Source organism: Bacteroides neonati, assembly GCF_000499785.1.
Classification (GTDB): Bacteria; Bacteroidota; Bacteroidia; order Bacteroidales; family Bacteroidaceae; genus Bacteroides; species Bacteroides neonati.
On the sequence record NZ_HG726029.1, the window covers coordinates 20,981 to 39,670 of the forward strand.

At 48.2% G+C, this 18,690-nt stretch carries 9 protein-coding genes and 2 pseudogenes; 7 read left to right on the forward strand and 4 right to left on the reverse strand.

The genetic code is table 11. The annotated features are described in order from the left end of the window. Window positions 1-14 precede the first annotated feature (14 nt). Window positions 15-2,978 carry a SusC/RagA family TonB-linked outer membrane protein gene (locus tag TY03_RS20360; protein WP_074434226.1) on the reverse strand — a complete coding sequence of 988 codons (2,964 nt, stop codon included), beginning with the start codon at window positions 2,976-2,978 and terminating at the stop codon, window positions 15-17. A gap of 459 nt (window positions 2,979-3,437) precedes the next feature. Here TY03_RS20360 and TY03_RS20365 point away from each other — a divergent pair. Further along, window positions 3,438-3,653 (forward strand): annotated as a pseudogene (locus TY03_RS20365) (carboxypeptidase-like regulatory domain-containing protein); the annotation flags it as partial. A gap of 30 nt (window positions 3,654-3,683) precedes the next feature. Here the strand turns inward: TY03_RS20365 and TY03_RS20370 are convergent. The 3 genes from TY03_RS20370 to TY03_RS20380 all read right to left on the reverse strand — a co-directional run bounded on the left by TY03_RS20370 (window position 3,684) and on the right by TY03_RS20380 (window position 8,580). Continuing rightward, window positions 3,684-4,844 (reverse strand): AraC family transcriptional regulator, encoded by a 1,161-nt coding sequence (locus tag TY03_RS20370; RefSeq protein WP_042373407.1) that lies wholly within the window; start codon window positions 4,842-4,844, stop codon window positions 3,684-3,686. 253 nt (window positions 4,845-5,097) lie between these two features. Continuing rightward, window positions 5,098-7,731 carry a glycoside hydrolase family 2 protein gene (locus tag TY03_RS20375; protein WP_042373408.1) on the reverse strand — a complete coding sequence of 878 codons (2,634 nt, stop codon included), beginning with the start codon at window positions 7,729-7,731 and terminating at the stop codon, window positions 5,098-5,100. A 21-nt stretch (window positions 7,732-7,752) separates the two neighbouring features. Next, window positions 7,753-8,580, reverse strand: coding sequence for an ROK family protein (locus TY03_RS20380; protein WP_042373410.1), 828 nt, complete (start codon window positions 8,578-8,580; stop codon window positions 7,753-7,755). 213 nt (window positions 8,581-8,793) lie between these two features. Between TY03_RS20380 and TY03_RS20385 the strand changes: the two genes are divergently transcribed. From TY03_RS20385 to TY03_RS20410, 6 genes and pseudogenes are all read left to right on the forward strand, one after another. Beyond that, window positions 8,794-9,180, forward strand: coding sequence for a hotdog family protein (locus tag TY03_RS20385; RefSeq protein ID WP_042373411.1), 387 nt, complete (start codon window positions 8,794-8,796; stop codon window positions 9,178-9,180). Window positions 9,181-9,183: 3 nt separating this feature from the next. Next, window positions 9,184-10,377: a DUF2062 domain-containing protein gene (locus TY03_RS20390; RefSeq protein WP_042373412.1), complete on the forward strand. Its 1,194-nt coding sequence runs from the start codon at window positions 9,184-9,186 to the stop codon at window positions 10,375-10,377. After that, window positions 10,374-14,264, forward strand: coding sequence for a 1-acyl-sn-glycerol-3-phosphate acyltransferase (locus TY03_RS20395; protein ID WP_042373413.1), 3,891 nt, complete (start codon window positions 10,374-10,376; stop codon window positions 14,262-14,264). Before TY03_RS20390 ends, TY03_RS20395 begins: the two co-directional genes overlap by 4 nt. A gap of 12 nt (window positions 14,265-14,276) precedes the next feature. Further along, window positions 14,277-15,869 carry a phytoene desaturase family protein gene (locus TY03_RS20400; RefSeq protein WP_042373414.1) on the forward strand — a complete coding sequence of 531 codons (1,593 nt, stop codon included), beginning with the start codon at window positions 14,277-14,279 and terminating at the stop codon, window positions 15,867-15,869. Continuing rightward, window positions 15,862-17,352: pseudogene (locus TY03_RS20405) on the forward strand (C45 family autoproteolytic acyltransferase/hydolase); the annotation flags it as partial. The gene TY03_RS20400 and the pseudogene TY03_RS20405, both read left to right, overlap by 8 nt. A 37-nt stretch (window positions 17,353-17,389) precedes the next feature. Next, window positions 17,390-18,685: a phenylacetate--CoA ligase family protein gene (locus TY03_RS20410; protein ID WP_042373415.1), complete on the forward strand. Its 1,296-nt coding sequence runs from the start codon at window positions 17,390-17,392 to the stop codon at window positions 18,683-18,685. The last annotated feature ends 5 nt before the right edge of the window (window positions 18,686-18,690 follow it).

The following is an 18,690-nucleotide window of genomic DNA, read 5'->3' on the forward strand; positions in this document are numbered from 1 at the left end:
ATTAATAATTTTGTTTAGAATGTAACATCAAATCCCAAAGACACGGTTCTAGTAGGCACATATCCAAAATTGGTACCTCCACTAAAGTTGTATTGTGGATTCATTCCTTTCAAGTGAGTGAACAACAACAAGTTATCTCCAGAGAATGTAAAACGAGCTGATTGCATACCCACCGATTTCAATAGTTTTGATGGCAGATTATATCCTAAAGTGATATTTTTTATTGAGAAATAAGACGCATCAATCAGTGAATTATCGGTAATTATATAGCTTTTACCAACTTCAATTCTTGGAATATCTGTAATATCACCAGGTTGCTTCCAAGCCCGTTCTAAAGCCTTACTTTTAGCCTGTCCGATGTAGTTTCCATACAAGAATGTATAGTAATTACCATCTAAGATTTTTCCACCAATAGAGTAGGTACACAAGATGCTTAAATCAAATCCCTTGTATTTAAAGTCATTTCTTACAGATCCATAAACATCCGGTATGCGACTACCCTGTATGTCTTTACATTTAGTAGCCTTAGCCATATCCGTTGTCACATACTTCTCTCCTCTTACTCCATCAGCATCGGTATCATACACCCAGTACAGTTGCTGTCCGGTTGCAGGATCTACACCAGCCGAAGTAGCCGTATAGAAAGAGTTGATCGTTTCGCCTTCACGAATGATGTAGCTTCCATTAATAATTTCCGGTTTATCAGCCAGTTTGTTTACCTTATTTTTGATGGTAGAACCCAGTATTTCCATTCTCCAAGTTAAAGGAGTATTTCTAAGGATATCAACTCCCAATGTGATGTCAAAACCTGTATTGGTCATGCTACCGATATTCTTACTATATCCATCAAATCCCAAAGAGCTTGCCATAGGATAATTCAGCAACATATCAGAAGTCTTACGATTATAGAACTCAATACCTGCATTAAATCGCTCAAAAAGCTTCATTTCTAAGCCGACATTGAAATTCGCATTTTTTTCCCATTTGAGTTCTTTATTCTCCAGAGAAGTAATCACAGCTCCACTCATCGAAGCATTCGGATAACCTAAATCGTAGAAAGACTGCCATGCATAAAGACTAGACAAAGCATCGTTTCCTTGTACACCATAACTAGCTTTTAATGAGAGGTTGTTTATCCAATCATAATTATCTTTAATAAAAGATTCTTCGCTGATACGCCAGTTAGCTCCAACCGACCAGAAATTTCCCCAACGGTTATCTTTATAAAAACGAGATGAACCATCGGTACGGAAACTTCCCGACACATAGTATTTATCTGCATAATCATATCCTACACGAGATAAAACAGATTCAATAGCATAATTATCTTGATAAGAAGATGCATCAGTAATTGTAGTTGCAGCATCCAACTCATATAATCCGCCAAAAGGGAATCCGGTTTTAGTTGCGGCCAAATAATCTCTGCGATATTTATAGAACTCATGACCAACCAATGCTTCTACATGATGATCGCCAAACTTACGATCGTAGGTCAAAATTTGATTAAATGTATAGCTATAAACACGAGCCATGGATTTCTGCAAAGTACCTTTTACCGCTACAGAGTTTCCATTATAAGGGTTATAATAAGTAGCACCAGCAGAGTTGATCAAATCAAATCCGTAATTGATAGATAATTTAAGCCCTTGGAGCAATCCACTTTTCAAATTACCAATTTCAGCATACGTACGTCCACTAAGGTTATCGCTCGTTGAACTATACTTATCGTCAAATAATGTTGCAACTGTGTTCCAGTTAGCACTAGCACCTGCGGGACGGTTACTACCATAATCAAAAACGGCATTTCCTAACGCGTCATAAGCAGTTGTTCCATCGGCATTTTTTTCATAAACGGGATAAATAGGAGCCATCAATTGTCCGGAATACCATACGTTGGAAGAACCAGATGAATTCTCTACAGCCGTATTGCTCTCATTTCTTGAATAATTGGCACTCATTCCGGCCTTCAGCCATTTTGTAATCTCCGAATCAACATTTAAGCGACCATTATAACGAGTAAACTGAGTCGTTTTTAATAATCCCTGTTCGTCCAAGTAACCTAACGAAAACATATATTTTGTTTTCTCAGATCCACCACTGATAGCTGCAATATATTCCTGGCGTAATGGATTTGAAGCCGTTGCTTCGTCAACCCAATCTTCGCTATAGCGTAATACAGCATCACTACGTACCTTTCCTGTAGTAGGATCAATCAATTCGGTGATACCATAATTAAAAGGATTATATTGTTCATTTTTACCTAACATGGCAGTAGCTCCGCTTTTCATATTATTCAATGCTGCTATGGCAGCGGCGGCGGGAGCATATCCGCTATTGATTATAAGGTCGTTCTTATAAGATTGAAAAACCATTTCCAAATGCCCTGCTTCATCTAGCAGATCATATTTTTCTATAGCGCGAGAAGCTACACCCCAATTGGCCTTCAAATTAATTTTAGCCTTGCCCGTATCTCCTTTTTTGGTTGTGATCATAATCACACCATTAGCACCACGCGCTCCATAAAGGGCTCCTGCAGAAGCATCTTTGAGCACTGTCATTGATTCGATATCGTTCGGATTAATGGCTGCGATATTACCATCATAAGGAATACCATCTACTACATATAATGGATTCTGCGAAGAATTGATTGAGCCAAAACCACGAATAACAGTACTAACACCCGAGCCAGGCTGTCCTGATCCAGAAGTTGTTTGAACTCCCGCAACCATACCATCCAAAGCCTTTGATACATTAGCAATTGGTCTTTCTTTTAGTTTATCAGACTTAATCACTTCAGCAGACCCAGTAAAAGATGCTTTTTTAGTAGTACCATAAGCCACTACCATAACTTCATCAAGTACCTCTGCATCAGACTTTAATAAGATCCTCATATTGGGTTTAATTGCCACATCCTGTGTTGACATACCAATATACGAAACCTGCAAAGTCCTTGCAGAACTTATGATCTTTTTGTAAATAATCACTTGCTCTTAATTCAAGTCTGTTTTAACCCAGGGAATAGTTTTACTAATTCTCTGAAGATTCTGATTTCAGTATAACTTGAGTAGAATATATTTTGCTTATTTAGAAAGCTTATCTATGTATAATAATAAACTGTTTTGTTGAGAAAAATACACACAATAGACTTGTAGTATAAAACATGTTTATTAACATGTTTTATACTACAAGTCTATACTAATTGAAATTTAACATTATCTATTGTTATTTGATTTATTTATAAATAAATCAAATAGATACTATATTCTATAAATTTGTGACATATATAGTTTGATTTATGGGTAAATGAAATAAAAAAAGATAACTGATTTTAGTTTATCCTTTTCCTTTTATATTATTTTGAATTACAAAGTAAATAGATATATTTGCGATTATTAAACAATTGAAATAAATCTTTATGTAACCTTTTAAGATGTATTATGAAGAAAATGTTAATTTTATTTTGGGTCTATCTATTTATTGGCATAGGCCTAGTTACTGCTCAAAACAGAAAAGTAACTGGAGTTGTTGTTTCATCTGAAGATAATCAGCCTATTGTGGGTGCATCAGTTTTGGTTAAAGGCACATCTATTGGTGCCGTAACTGATCTTGACGGCAAATTTACGATTCAGAACGTACCAAGTTCTGCAAGAACTTCAAAGAAGTTAAATAAACATTTTCCTATATCATTTTAGGCAATGTTGCTTTCGATACTCTGAGGGAGAGCACCCTCGTTGCTTCTTAAATTGTCGACCCAAACTATTATAATCGACCAAACCTACCTGCATGGCGATCTCGGCTATGGGTTCTCTGTTTTCGAGCAAAAGTTGAGCAAAACGGTCCATGCGGAGTTGAAAAATGTATTGATAAACAGGTTGATTGGTTACTTGCTTAAACCGCATCTCGAGCAAACGACGAGAAAGTGGCACCTGTCGAACAATATCGGCAACACTGATTCTCTTCTCCAGATTCTGGTGAATGTACCGCAATGCTGTCTGCACATAAGGGTCGTCGGTCGAATAAACATCGGTCGAATGGCGATTCACCACGTGAGTTGGACGAATGACAATATCCTCGAAAGGCGCATTCATATTTTGCTTAAGCTTTTCAATGAGTTGGGCGGCTTCGTAACCACCCTTTTCTATATTCAGATCAATACTTGAAAGTGGAGGGTCCGAAAGATTGCACGTCATCGCGTCATTATCGACTCCCAAAACAGCAATTTCTTCGGGTATCTTGATGCCGTTTGCCCTGCATACCTCGGTAATCCGATTCCCTTGCGTATCATCGCAAGCCAATAAGGCCGTAGGACGAGGCAACGAGCGAAGCCAATCGGCCAACGGAGTATGATCATAAAACCAAAGATTTTCCAAGCGTTGATTCTGATACTCTTGAAAATCAGCACCAAAACCTTGTGCAGTAATGCGCTCTCGAAATCCGTCGCAACGCTCTTGCGACCAAACAACATCCTTGTAACCATAAAAAGCAAAGTGTCGGAACCCTTTCTGAAGAAGAAAGTCGGCTGCCATCTGCCCTGTCAGTCGATATTCACTGGTGATGTTGGGAATATGGGTAAAACGAGACTTAAAGTCCTGAGCTAGCGCAATAATGCCGTTTTTGCGAAAGAGAGACACATCATCATTGTCATCGAACTGAGCAATAATAGCATCGGCTTTCCATTTATATGCCCACTTCAGCACACCGGGAATTCCATAACGCTCTCGATACGAAGGGGGCATCCGACAAACTACCCAAGGCTCGCGCCCCTTCGAATATGCCAAAATTCCCTTTAAGAGATTATGGGAAAATGCCTCTGTAAAGTCGGTTAACAGAATGAGTCGAATCATAGTGCAACAAAGGTATAAATAGTTTCTGAATTGGTATAACAACCGGAAATAATAAATACAAAAAAAAGAACAAGAGTTTTATTTCAATCGCGCTAAAAAAAGAGATAAATCACTCTATATCAAGCAATTTAAAAGTACGTATTCTTTATTACCAAGAGTACGTACTTAACACAGCGTTAATATACTAGTTATTACTGTGTTAAATACGTACTTTATCAACCAATGATAAGGTCTTCTTGAATCGATAGAGAAATTAATAAACAAATGCGGGAATGACAATATCCTGCGCTTGCTGGTTCCAACCCGAAACAGTCAGCCGTAAAGGCTTTTTGCCGGCTACTTCAGGGGAGTACATACACTTCAGCACACGCTTTTGTCCGGGTAAGAGAGTGATGTAGTTGTCTTCCCAAAAAACAGGGCGCAGCAATTCGCCTTGTTCGCCCTTCAAGGCCAAACGGGTAAAGAAAGCTACTTGTGGGGAGGAGTTATGGAGCGTAACCTCTAGCTCTTGATTTCCATTTACCATACGAGAAGCAGCCGTTACTTTACATTCGGTTTGCGGCAGATTGGACAGCTGGTGGAAATTGGCTGCCGACTTCAATGGCGTATGTATCCAGTTAGTCTTTGCCCAGTCATATTCATCCTTTTGCTCCGAGAGACAATAAAGATTGTCAGCCACACGCCCACCTTGCGCATCGGTTAACTGAAGAAACAACAAAGCATTATCCTTTATATGAGGAAGCTCAAATACCTTAATAGCGCTACCGGGCATGGCTTTCAGCTCCTTATGCTCCTCTTTAATCGGTTGAGAGTTGAGCCCGTAAAGACTGTATTTAGCCGTTAACAGAAGGGGTTCATCGGTTTCATTGACCAGATAAACAGCATTTTCTTTGTAATCATAGATGAGCTGTTGGGGCATATTGGCTTTTTTAACTGCATAATAGGCTGCTGTGGGAACCAAATAATAGTCATAAAGTTGCCAATAAAATGATGGCCAAGCCGAATTCAACATCCACTGTACAATGCCGGTTGCCTTGGGAGCTTGCACTCGAAAAGCTTCGAACATGGCGCGTGTAGACTCATAGTTCAATAAGTCGGCCTTCTTCAAATAGTCATCAAGGTCGATTGCCACACCATACTTGGCTTGAATGGTTTGCGTAAGCACATCGAGTGTGTTCATGGCACTGGTCGAGGCGGTGCAATGATAGTTCCAGACGCTTTGATCGACCGGCCACCGCTTATCGGCAGGAATCATCTTTTCGATAGATTCGCGTACAGGCAATTGTGCACCGATGCCCGTCTCGGTATTAAAACCGAAAGCACCTCCGTTGAGCGAATCGATGTACCAATAATTAGGGCCGACATACTCGTAAGGCCCATTCATCTTCATGCCACTGGGGCCTGTTAATTCACTGACCATCGTTTTAGCAGCCGATACATAAGGGCGGTTGTCTATATCGGGAAGAAAGCTCATATACCTCTTTTCTAACTCGGGACGGGGCAGCATATCGCTACCTACAAACCAAGCAATGATGCTGGGGTGGTTGCGCAACCACAACACCTGATCTTTGAGCGAACGAGCGATCAGGCTGATTTGCTTTTCAGATTTAATGCCGCCAAACTCATCACAGGCAGAGCCCAGATAAGGTTCCCACTCCCAATGGCAGCTCCACCCAACCAATGCCATCAGACCGTAGCGATCGCAAAGATCGTAGATGTTTTGCGAGTTACCCCAAATATTCTCAAAGCGGATGGAGTTTAAGTTCATATCTTTGACATATTGTACCTGAGTTTCATTCGAAGAGGGTGTGTCGCGCAGAAAAAGATCGTCCGTCCATCCGGCACTTTTTACCAGAACCGGCTTACCATTTAACCGAAAACCTCGATGCCCTTCGGGGGTGAAATAGTCTTCTATTTCGCGAATACCAAATTTCACCGTTGTGCAGTCGGATACGTTCTTATTGGTTTTAAATGCCAGATCGAGCGAATACATCTCCGGACTACCCAGGTTATTGCACCACCATAAGCGAGGATTGGCAATATGCAAACCTCCTACTTGCTCGGGGGTTATTTTGACAATTTTCGTTTCACCGGCTTGCAGCGATACGGGGATAGAGAAAGTGACACCTTCCATAGTTCCCGTCAGCTCGCCATCAACGGCCTCATCCGAGAGGTTGGCAAGTTGTGTTTCGACGGTCAGCCATGCCTCTTTCAAGGTTTGGGTGTTCACTTTGCTATGCACCGCCGTATGTGCCATAGATACTTGCCCGGTAACATGTGCATATACTTCGCGAAAGATACCCATACTCTCATCGGCCGGTCGGGGATTCCAGTCAACAAACCCAATGTTCGGATCGCCCGGCTGGGCACGAAACACTTCGACGGCAAGTACGTTTTTCGTCTTTGCATAGGGAGTAATATCGATAGAGAATTGACGGAAAGGACCATAAAGAGAATCTCGCGACAGCACCAAGTGCCCGTTGAGCCATACATTGGCAGCATAGCTGATGCCATCAAACGTTAGCGACGCATGTTCGTCCTCGCTTAACTCGGCAAGTGTAAACTCTTTACGGAACCACCAGGGGCAATCGAACAACGTACGGTCGACCGAGCGGTAGTTCTCGCCTTCGAATAGATCCGTATAGACTCCATTGGTAGTTAAAACACCCATTACGGTAGTAGGAACTGTAGCTGCATACCAGTCTGTGGTTACCGCCTCATCGGTAGAGAGTACGGCACCGGGCACATTGGCTTGTGCCGATGATTGTACCTTCCAGCCATCGGATAAAATTATTTTAGTACGCATAGATTTGTCATTAGCATTGCATGCCAGTAAGCAGCCGACAAGCAAGAGCGAAGCAGGCCAATGTAATAATCGGTTTTTCATATCAGTTTGTTTTAAGATCAATTATGGAATCAAAGCAGAAGCTCCCAACATGCTGATATCAGCTTTCTGCGTAATCCGTATTTGCAGATTTTTCAACGTTTCGGCATACGGGAAATCGGACATAGAAGCATACATAGCTGCTTCGTAATAAGAGAAAGCAGCAGAAATTCCACCACCGATCACAATCATTTCGGGGTCGTAGGTAAACAAGGTGGCTTTTATGAGCTCCCCTAAATGGCGACCGAACATCTTCCAGATAGCCAACGCCTCGGCATCTCCATGAGCAGCTTTCAGAGCAGCTTCTTTACCTGTTAGGCCGTAGTATTTGGTAAAAAACTCACTGCTGCAATAGTGTTCGAAATCGGCATCTTGATAGGGCAATGACCCAATTTCGCCTGCGCCTGTATTTCGTCCGTTATACAATTGGCCATCAATGATAATGCCTGCTCCTACTCCCGTACCTAGAGTAAGTCCTACTAAATTTTGAAACGAAGTTCCTTCTCCAAAGAGTTTTTCGCCCAGAGCAAAGCAGTTGGCATCATTATTCACCGATACACGAACGGAGTGCTTTTGTTCCAGAATTTCTTTCAGATGCACCTCTTTCCATGAGGGAATGTTGGTTGCATTGTATACAATACCTCGTTTCGAATCGACTACCGAGGGCACACCGATTCCTATTCCATCGACCTCCGGTGTCATCATGCTATCAATCAATGTGCCCAATTGCAGCATCACCTCATTGTAACTATCTTTTGCCGGATAAGCAATGGCTCGTCGAGCTACTATGACTCCGTCTACGACCTGTCCGATACGGATATTCGTACCTCCTAAATCAATTGCAAGTTTCATTTCATTATTATTAATAAGTTAACAGTCAGCAAAATTAACGATCTTGCCACTCTCCTTTTTATTCTTTTACGCATGATATTCGTCTGTTTACGCAAAAATAGCGCTGCACCTCTCCCAGTATCTCTTGGGCAATTTCCCTATACTCTCTTTGCTATATCCGAACCCTTTTCGTACTTTTGCTGCGCGAATTATTCAATTACAAGCCATTTATCTATGCTCATCGAACATTTTTATAGCATCACTCACCAACAAGTCATCGCAGAGAATGCTTGGTCGGTTACCCTCAAGCTCAATCCGAAGCATGCGCTTTACAAAGGACATTTCCCGGAACATCCCGTTGTGCCGGGAGTTTGCATGCTTCAATTTATTAAAGAGTGTGTCGAAAAATACAGAGAGCAATCTTTACAATATGCTAAAATTGTATCTTGTAAATTCCTGTCGGCATTGAATCCTGTAGATGCTCCGACATTGGTCTTGGAGCTACTTCTCAAGCAAAGTGAGGATGGGAAGCTACAACTACTGGTAGAGGGCAAAACCGGAGGAGAAGCGGAAGAGGGCATCGCTTTCATCAAACTAAAAGCACAACTGATCGAACAATAGGATATGGAAAATAACTCCACTGCTTTTTGGCACAATAAACTGAAACAGTTGCAGGCCATCGTCATCATTCCTACCTATAATAATGCGAAGACGCTGGAAGATGTTATCCGGTCGGTACGCTTTTACACCGAAAATATTCTCGTAGTGAACGATGGCTCTACAGACGAAACAGCATCTATTTTATCCCGGGAGGCCATCGGATTATACACCATCACTCACCCGACCAACCAAGGAAAGGGTACTGCACTGAAGCATGGTTTGTGCAAAGCCAAAGCATTAGGTTTTCGTTATGCCATAACCATCGACTCCGACGGGCAGCATTTTGCCTCGGACATACCCGCTTTTATCGAAGCCATAGAGCAAGCCCCCGACACATTACTCATTGGAGCGCGAAATCTGTCTTCAGACAATATGCCGGGCAAGAACACGTTTGCCAATAAGTTTTCTAACTTCTGGTTTACCCTCGAAACAGGGGTAAAGTTACAAGATACACAGTCTGGATTCCGTCTGTATCCGTTGCAAAAGCTCAACGTAGATGCGTGGTACTATACAGCCAAATACGAATTTGAGCTCGAAGCCATTGTGTTTGCTTCCTGGAAAGGAATAAAAGTAACAAATACCCCCATACATGTGTATTACCCGCCGCAAGAGGAGCGAGTGTCGCACTTCCGGCCTTTTCAAGACTTCACACGCATCAGCATACTAAATACGATATTGGTGCTCATCACCTTTCTCTGGATTTATCCGCGTAACTTTCTACGAAAGCTCACTTGGACCAATGGCAAGCGTTTTTTTGCGGAACACATTACCCAATCCAAGGAGTCGAACCTGAAAATAACACTGGCCATCATGCTCGGAATCTTTATGGGCATCGCTCCTGTATGGGGCTACCAGATGTTGATCACCCTCTTTCTTGCCTATGTTTTCAAACTAAACAAGGTAATAGCGATTGTAGCGGCCAATATCAGCCTGCCACCTATCATCCCGTTTCTACTATACGCCAGCTACTACACGGGATGCAAGGTAACGGGAGTATCTACCGATTTAAATTTCAGTGATCTATCACTTGAAAATGTAACGTCGGTTATCGAACAGTATTTAATAGGAAGCATTATCTTTGCAGGCATTAGCAGCCTTTTGGCAGGGGCAATTGTCTTTTCCCTGCTTTCTGTTTGCAGAAGACATCAAACAACATGACGAAATTCTTTATCGATTTATACAATTACTTTGAAAGACATAAGGTTCTTCTCTATGCATCCCTCCTCCTTTCACTCCTTTTCTTAGGAGTGATGGCCAGTCGGGTGAAGTTCGAAGAAAACGTAACCCGCTTCTTCCCCGACACCAAGGATGCCGTATATGCCAACCAGGTGTTCGATAACCTGAAGATCAAGGACAAGATCATTGTGATGCTGACCAGGACCGACAGCACCGCTACGACCGATCGTTCTATCGAGGCTTCGGAAGAGTTGACACAACGACTAAGCGAACAATCGGGTGATACGCTCATCAAACATATTTTTACACAAGTAGACGAGAACCTGATTGGTGGAGCAACCGATTTTGTATACACGCACCTGCCACTCTTTCTTACTGCTGATGACTATGCCCGCTTTGATACGTTGCTTACCACAGAAGGCATAGAGGCAACCATGCAGCGTAACTATACCACCTTGCTTTCGCCTGCGGGCATGGCACTGAAGGGATTTATACTTAAGGACCCGTTGGGTATAGGTAGCCGGGCATTATCCTATTTGCAAGAGTTTCAGGTAGAGGCGAATTATACCATCGATAACGGATATATTTTCTCGAAAGACGGCTCAACGCAGCTCCTGTTTCTCACCCCCTTGTTCGCCACCGGAAGCACGGGCAAGAACGAGAAACTGATCGAAACCATAGAGAGTGAATTAGCACGCCTATCGACCCGATATCCCGATTTGCGTATGACGTATTTCGGCGGTCCGTCGGTAAGTGTATACAATGCCCGGCAGATCAAGCAAGACACCTTGCTCACCTCCGGCGTTGCCTTGCTGATTATTATCGTATTTATTTCGCTCGTGTTTAAGCGCAAGCGCTCCATTCCGCTTATCGTTACTCCGGTGCTGTTCGGGGGCTTGTTCGCGCTCTGCTTCATTTACTTTATCAAGGGAGAGATTTCGGCTATTGCCGTGGGGGCAGGTTCGGCGGTGATGGGAATTGCGTTGAGCTATTCCATTCATATTCTGGCGCACCAGAACCACGTTTCTTCGGTGCAGCAATTACTCAAAGAGCTTACCTACCCGCTCACGGTGGGAAGTTTCACTACCATCGGAGCCTTCTTCGGGCTTACGTTTACAAGTTCGGACCTGCTGCGCGACTTCGGTCTCTTTGCTTCATTGGCACTGATCGGTACAACCTTGTTCTGCCTCATTTTCCTGCCTCATTTCCTCAAAGGGCAGGCGGATGTAAAACAAGGCGTAGTCTTGCGCCTCATCGAACGGATGAATGCCTATCCTTTCGAGAAGAATCGCTGGTTAGTGGGGGGACTGCTCGCAGCAACACTTATCGGCTTATTCACTGCCAACAGGGTGCGGTTCAACGACAATATGATGGACCTCAACTACGAACCCGAACACTTGCGCCAAGCCGAGCAACAACTCACCCAACTGTTTGACAAGAAGGAGAAGACCGTACTTTTTGTTAGTGTAGGCGAGGATATGAACACCGCCATCGAGCACTACGCAGAGACGAACGGACGGCTCACTGCCTTGCAGTCGCAGGGATTGATTAAGGGGTATGCCAGCGCCCAGCGCTTCCTCATCCCCGTACAAGAGCAGCGCGAACGGCTGCAACGGTGGAAGAGCTTTTGGACGGTCGAACGGCAAGCCTTCGTGCAACAACAAGTAGAGACGGCTGCCCGCAGAAATGGTTTCCGCGAAGGTAGTTTCGACGGATTCTTCGGATGGCTGCAAACGCCCTTCGAGGTCTACGCTTACCGGGAGGACGTGGCCAACAGCCTGCTCAGCGAATGGCAGGAATCGGCCGACTCGCTCACCATGCTCATTACACAGGTACGCATGAACGAGGCCGACAAGCAGGCCGTTTACCGCGCATTCGAGGGTACGCCCCACACGGTCATATTCGACCGGGGATTCTTTGCCAACAAATGGGTGTCGGCTATCAACGACGACTTCTACCTGATTCTGTATCTCTCGTCGATACTCATTTTCCTCGCGCTGCTGGTGTCGTACGGACGCATCGAACTCACCTTGATGAGTTTCCTGCCGATGGCGGTTAGCTGGATCATCATACTGGGGCTGATGGGGTTGCTCGGGATTGAGTTTAATATCATCAACATCATCCTCTCTACGTTCATCTTTGGTATTGGCGACGACTTCAGTATCTTCATCATGGACGGGTTGCAGAGCCGATACCGCACGGGCCGACAGGTGCTCAACTCGCACAAGACCGCCATTTTCTTCTCCGCGTTCACCACCATCGTGGGGATGGGTGTACTCATCTTTGCCCAACACCCTGCTTTGCGGTCGGTAGCGTTGATTTCTATTTTAGGTATTATCGTGGTGGTGCTGGTGTCGTACACCCTGCAACCGATTCTCTTCCGCTGGCTCATTGCCGCACCTGCCGAGAAGGGGTTGCCTCCGTACACATTTATGGGGCTGCTCCGAACGGGGGTGCTGTTTCTGCTCTTCTTTCTCGGCTGCATCGGTTTGCGCATATTGATGGCAGTGATGTGGTTTATACCTATATATATAGGTAAGAAGAAAGCCTTCCTTTGCCGGTTGATACAGCTTACGTGCCGGGCGATTCTGCGGCTGGCATTCTTCGTGCGCAAGGAGCAGGTCAATATCGGGCGCGATACGTTTGCCCGTCCGGCGATGATTGTGGCCAACCATCAGTCGTTTATTGATATTTTGGTTTTGCTATCGCTCGCTCCCAAAATAGTAATGGTTACGAACCACTGGGTATGGAACTCGCCATTTTTCGGGGCGGTGATACGGTATGCCGACTTCTACTTCGTGGGCGACGGATACGAGCACTATGCCGAGCGGATGCGTGCCAAGGTGCGCGAGGGGTATTCGATTGCCGTTTTTCCCGAGGGCACACGTACGTACAGCGGCGCAATGAAGCGGTTTCACAAAGGGGCGTTTTATCTGGCGGAGACGTTGCAGCTCGACATTCTTCCGGTGGTGCTCTACGGCAACGGACAGATCATAGCCAAGGCACAACCGTTCAACATCCGCCGCGGGGTTATCCGTACCGAAGCCTTGCCACGGATTGCGCCGACCGATACAAGCTTCGGCAGCACCTATCAGGAGCGTACCAAACGCATTTCGGCAGAGATGCGACGGGTTTATGCGCGGGTATGTACGGAGATGAACGCACCGGACAATCCGGCATTTTACGAAGCGTTGGTGCAGAACTACATATACAAAGGCCCGGTCGAAGAGTGGTACATCCGCATCAAAGTAGCGATGGAGAAGAATTACGCTCTTTTCGACCGACTCGTGCCGCAGAAGGGGCGGATAACCGATATAGGTTGCGGCTACGGCCCGCTTTGCTATATGCTGGCGATGCTCTCGCCCGAACGCGAACTGCTGGGCATTGATTATGACGAGGATAAAATAGATGTAGCCAAGCAGGGTTGGTTGCGGAAGAGTTTGACACAGCCCTTCGCCAACCGCATCTCCTTTCTACATGCCGATGCACTCGCTTGCGAGCTGCCCGAGAGTGATCTCTTTATCCTGAACGATATGCTCCACTACCTCGGCCGGGACGACCAGCGCAAACTCTTGCTGCGTTGCGCCTCGCGCCTACGTACGGGAGGAAAGATACTCGTACGCGACGGAAATACCGCCCGCAAAGGCAGACACCGGTTGACGAGACTGACCGAATTCTTCTCCACGCGCATCTTGCGGTTCAACCGGACGAGTACTTCGCTCTGCTTCATCTCGGAAGAGGAGATGCGCGCCATCGCCCGCCAGTGCGGCATGAACGTAGAGGCGATGGACAACGATGCCTACACCTCGAACACCATCTACGTGTTTACCCCGGAAGAGATACCGGATAAACCTATACAAACCTGTTAATAACCGATACACATGACGCAATACGACATTATTATCATTGGCAGCGGACTGGGCGGACTCGAATGTGCCGCCGTTTTGAGCAAAGAGGGCTACAACGTATGTGTGCTCGAAAAGAACGAGCGATACGGAGGCTGCTTCCAGACCTACCAACGACAAGGACACCTGCTCGATACCGGCATCCACTACGTGGGCAGCATGGAGCAGGGGCAGGTACTCAACCAGTACTTCCGCTACTTGGGCATCATCGACCGGCTGAACGTGCGGCGCATGGACAGCACCTTCGACCGCATCCATTGCCAAAACAAGGTGTACCCCTACGCTATGGGGCACGAACAGTTTGTCGAGCAGCTGGCCGAACACTTCCCCCGGGAACGCGAAAACCTCGTGCGCTACGTAGGCAAACTACGCGAGGTAGGCGAGCTGATCAGTATCGACCACCTCGAGCGCGGCGTACTGGCCGTGGAGGGAATGAAGCATTTCGGAACTTCGGCCGCCGCGTTGATAGACGAAATTACACCCGACAGTAACCTCCGCCGGGTACTGGCCGGATCGGCACTGCTCTACGGAGGTATGCGCGAGGCGTCAACGTTCTACGCACACGCCATGATTAACCACTCGTACATCGAGGGCGCCTACCGCTTTGTCGACGGAAGCATGCAGGTAAGCCTCGCCTTGATCGAACAGATACGCGCCCACGGAGGCACAGTGCGCAACCTAAGCGAGGTAACGCGCATCGTTGCGAGCGACACGAAGGCCGAAGCCGTGATCGTCAATGGCTGCGAACGGTTGGAGGCGCGCTACATCATCTCGAACGTGCATCCGCAACGTACCTTCGACTTGGTCGACAAGAGCCGCTGCATCAAGAACGCGTTCCTGTCGCGCATCCGCTCCCTCGAAAATACGTACGGCATCTTCACCCTCTATCTGGTGATGAAACCGAAAAGCTACCCGTACAGGAACTACAACACTTATCTGCACGCCGACAACGATGTGTGGTACCGCAGAGACGAGTACCGCGGAAGGGTAACCAACTGCCTGATCTCGATGCAAGCCACCTCGCAACCGGCAGGCAGCGACTGCGCAGCACGTATGGCGGGGGCAACAGGCAGCGTACAAACACCAATAGGTAGTGCCCAAATGCGAACAGGCAGTGCCGCCGGGGCAACCCCCAGTGAGTGGGCCGATGTAGTCACCATCCTCTCGCCCATGTACATGGACGAACTCACCCCGTGGCTCGACACTACGCCCGGACAGAGAGGTGAGGCCTACCGCCGCTTCAAGGCCGAGCGGGCGGAGCAACTGCTTGCCTTCGCCGCCGCACACGGCATCGACCTGAGGGAGCACGTAGCCTCGATGTACACCACCACGCCCCTAAGTTACCGCGACTACACCGCCACCACCGACGGGTCGGCATACGGCGTGGTCAAGAACCATCACTTCCCGCAGATAGGCTTTATCTCGACCCGCACCAAGCTCGGCAACCTGCTGCTCACGGGACAGAACCTCAATGTGCACGGTGCGCTCGGCGTGTCGCTTACCGCCATGCTCACGTGCAGCGAATTCCTCGGACAAGAATATTTAGCCAAAAAGATAGCCCATGCGTAAACTACTTAAATACACCCTGATCGGCTTGGCGGTGTTGATACTCACGCCCGTAGCCCTGGTTACCTACCTATATCTCTCGGCCGATATGCGTACGCCCACGCACGCGCCCACAACGACCGAACACGCGCTATCGACCGACAGTCTGCGTCTGTACCGAGGCAATTTCCTGCGCCACAGTCGCAACGGATTGTGGGAGTTGAAGGTACGCGGCAACGGATTCGAGCGTGGCGAAGCCATCGGAAAGCTCGCCCCCGACCTGCTCCATTATCAGGAGAAAGTATTCGTTGACCAAATCAAACAGATCGTGCCCTCGGAGGCATACCTGCGCTTTCTGCGTTTCTTTATCGTCGTCTTCAACCGCAACCTCGGAGCCAATATCACCGACGAGCTACGCGATGAGATATACGGCATCTCGCTCGCGTGTACCCACGAGTACGACTTCATCGGAACGCCCTACGAGCGGCAGCTCAACTACCACTCGGCACACGATCTGGGGCATGCAATGCAGGATTATATGCTGGTAGGATGCACCTCGTTTGCCGCATGGGGCGCGCAGAGCGCAGACTCGTCGCTGATCGTGGGGCGCAACTTCGACTTTTACATGGGCGACGACTTTGCCCGCAACCGCCTCGTCTCCTTCTACGAGCCCGAACGGGGCTACCGCTTCGCCTCCGTTGGCTGGGCGGGAATGACCGGTGTGCTCTCGGGCATGAACGAGGCCGGGCTGACGGTTACGATCAATGCCGCCAAATCCTCCGTACCTACTTCGTCCGCCACGCCCATATCCATACTCACGCGCGAGATTCTTCAATACGCCGCTACGATCGACGAGGCCTACGCCATCGCCCGCTCGCGGCGCACGTTCGTGTCCGAGTCGATTCTCGTAGGGTCGGCACGCGACGGACGGGCGGCGGTGATCGAGAAATCGCCCGAGAAGATCGCCCTCTTTGCCGGCGACGGGTCGGAGAAGATATGCTGTACCAACCACTACCAGTCGCCCACGTTTGCCGACGACGAGCGCAACCGCGAAAACCTCGCCACCTCCGACAGCCCCTACCGCTTCGAACGGCTCGGCGAGTTGATGCAACGGTACGCCCCCCTGTCGCCCCAAAGCGCAGCCGCCATCTTGCGCGACCGCCGCGGACCGCACGACGAACCGCTCCGAGCGGGCAATCCGTGGGCAATCAATCAGCTCATCGCTCACCACTCGGTTATCTTCCAACCCGAGCAACTGCTCATGTGGGTCTCGACCGATCCTTGGCAGTGCGGGCCCTACGTGGCGTACGACTTGAAGAAGATTTTCTCCCTCACGCCCCAAGGCGGCACACCGTCTGCGCAAAAGGGAGCACCGTTCGCACAGAACAGCACACCGTCTGCCGATGCATCTACCTGCGTGCCCGACCCGCGCCACGAGCTCTCCACGCCCGAACTCACCTTGCCCGAAGACCCCTTCGTACGCACCGACGAGTTCCGCCAGTTTATGAAAACCCGAACGAACCGTTTCTTAAAAAAAGAATAAGATGAAAGAAAATCCCGCCATACAATTCGCTCCCGCCGAGGAGATCAAGCGCTATCAGGAAGCGCGACTGGCCGAGGCACTCGCCTACCTGCAAGCACACTCGCCCTTCTACCAACGAATGTTCGAACGCGAACAGATCAACCCCGCCTGCATACGCACGCTCGAAGACCTGCGCCAACTGCCCGTAACCACGAAGACGGACTTGCAACAATACAACTCCGACTTCGTCTGCACGCCGCGCGAGGGCATTGCCGACTACGTTACTACCTCGGGCACGCTGGGCGAACCCGTCACGTTCGCCCTCACCGACGCAGATCTCGACAGGCTGGCGTACAACGAAAAACTCTCCTTTGCCACCGCCGGATGCAACGGTAGCGACGTGCTTCAACTCATGACCACGCTCGACCGCCGCTTCATGGCCGGGCTCGCCTACTTCCTCGGCGCGCGTGCGCTAGGCATGGGCGTGGTGCGCGTGGGCAACGGCATACCCGAACTTCAGTGGGACACGCTGCGGCGGATCGAACCGACCTGCGGCATGGTCGTCCCGTCCTTCCTGATCAAGCTCATCGAGTTTGCCGAAAAAAACAACCTCGACCACCGCCGCTCCTCCCTGCGCCGATGCATCTGTATAGGCGAGTCGCTGCGCAACAGCGACTTCTCGCTCAACACCCTCGGACAGCGTATTGCCGACAAGTGGCCTGAGCTGGAGTTGCTCTCGACGTATGCATCGACCGAGATGCAGTCCTCCTTCACCGAGTGCCCCGCCCACCGCGGCGGCCACCTGCAACCGGAGCTGATCATCGTTGAGTTTCTCGACGACAATAACCAGCCCGTAGCCCCCGGCGAGCCCGGAGAGGTGACCATCACCACACTGGGCGTGACGGGGATGCCCTTGCTGCGCTTCAAAACGGGCGACATATGCTACCACCACACCGAACGTTGCGCGTGCGGACGCCATACGATGCGCCTCAGCCCTGTGCTCGGACGCAAGGGGCAGATGATAAAGTATAAAGGAACCACGCTCTATCCCCCGGCGCTGTTCGACATTCTCGACAATGTGCCCGGTCTGTCCAACTATCTCATCGAGGTCTCGACCAACGAGCTGGGCACAGACGAAATTCTCATCCGCATCGGTGCCCGTCGGTGCGACGAAGCGTTTGCCAAGGAAATTAAAGACCTTTTCCGCTCCAAGGTGCGCGTGGCGCCCGGTATTCGGTTCGAATCCCCCGAGGCGATAGCCAAGATACAAATGCCGCCTATGAGCAGAAAAACAATAAAATTCATTGATTTACGATAAATTCT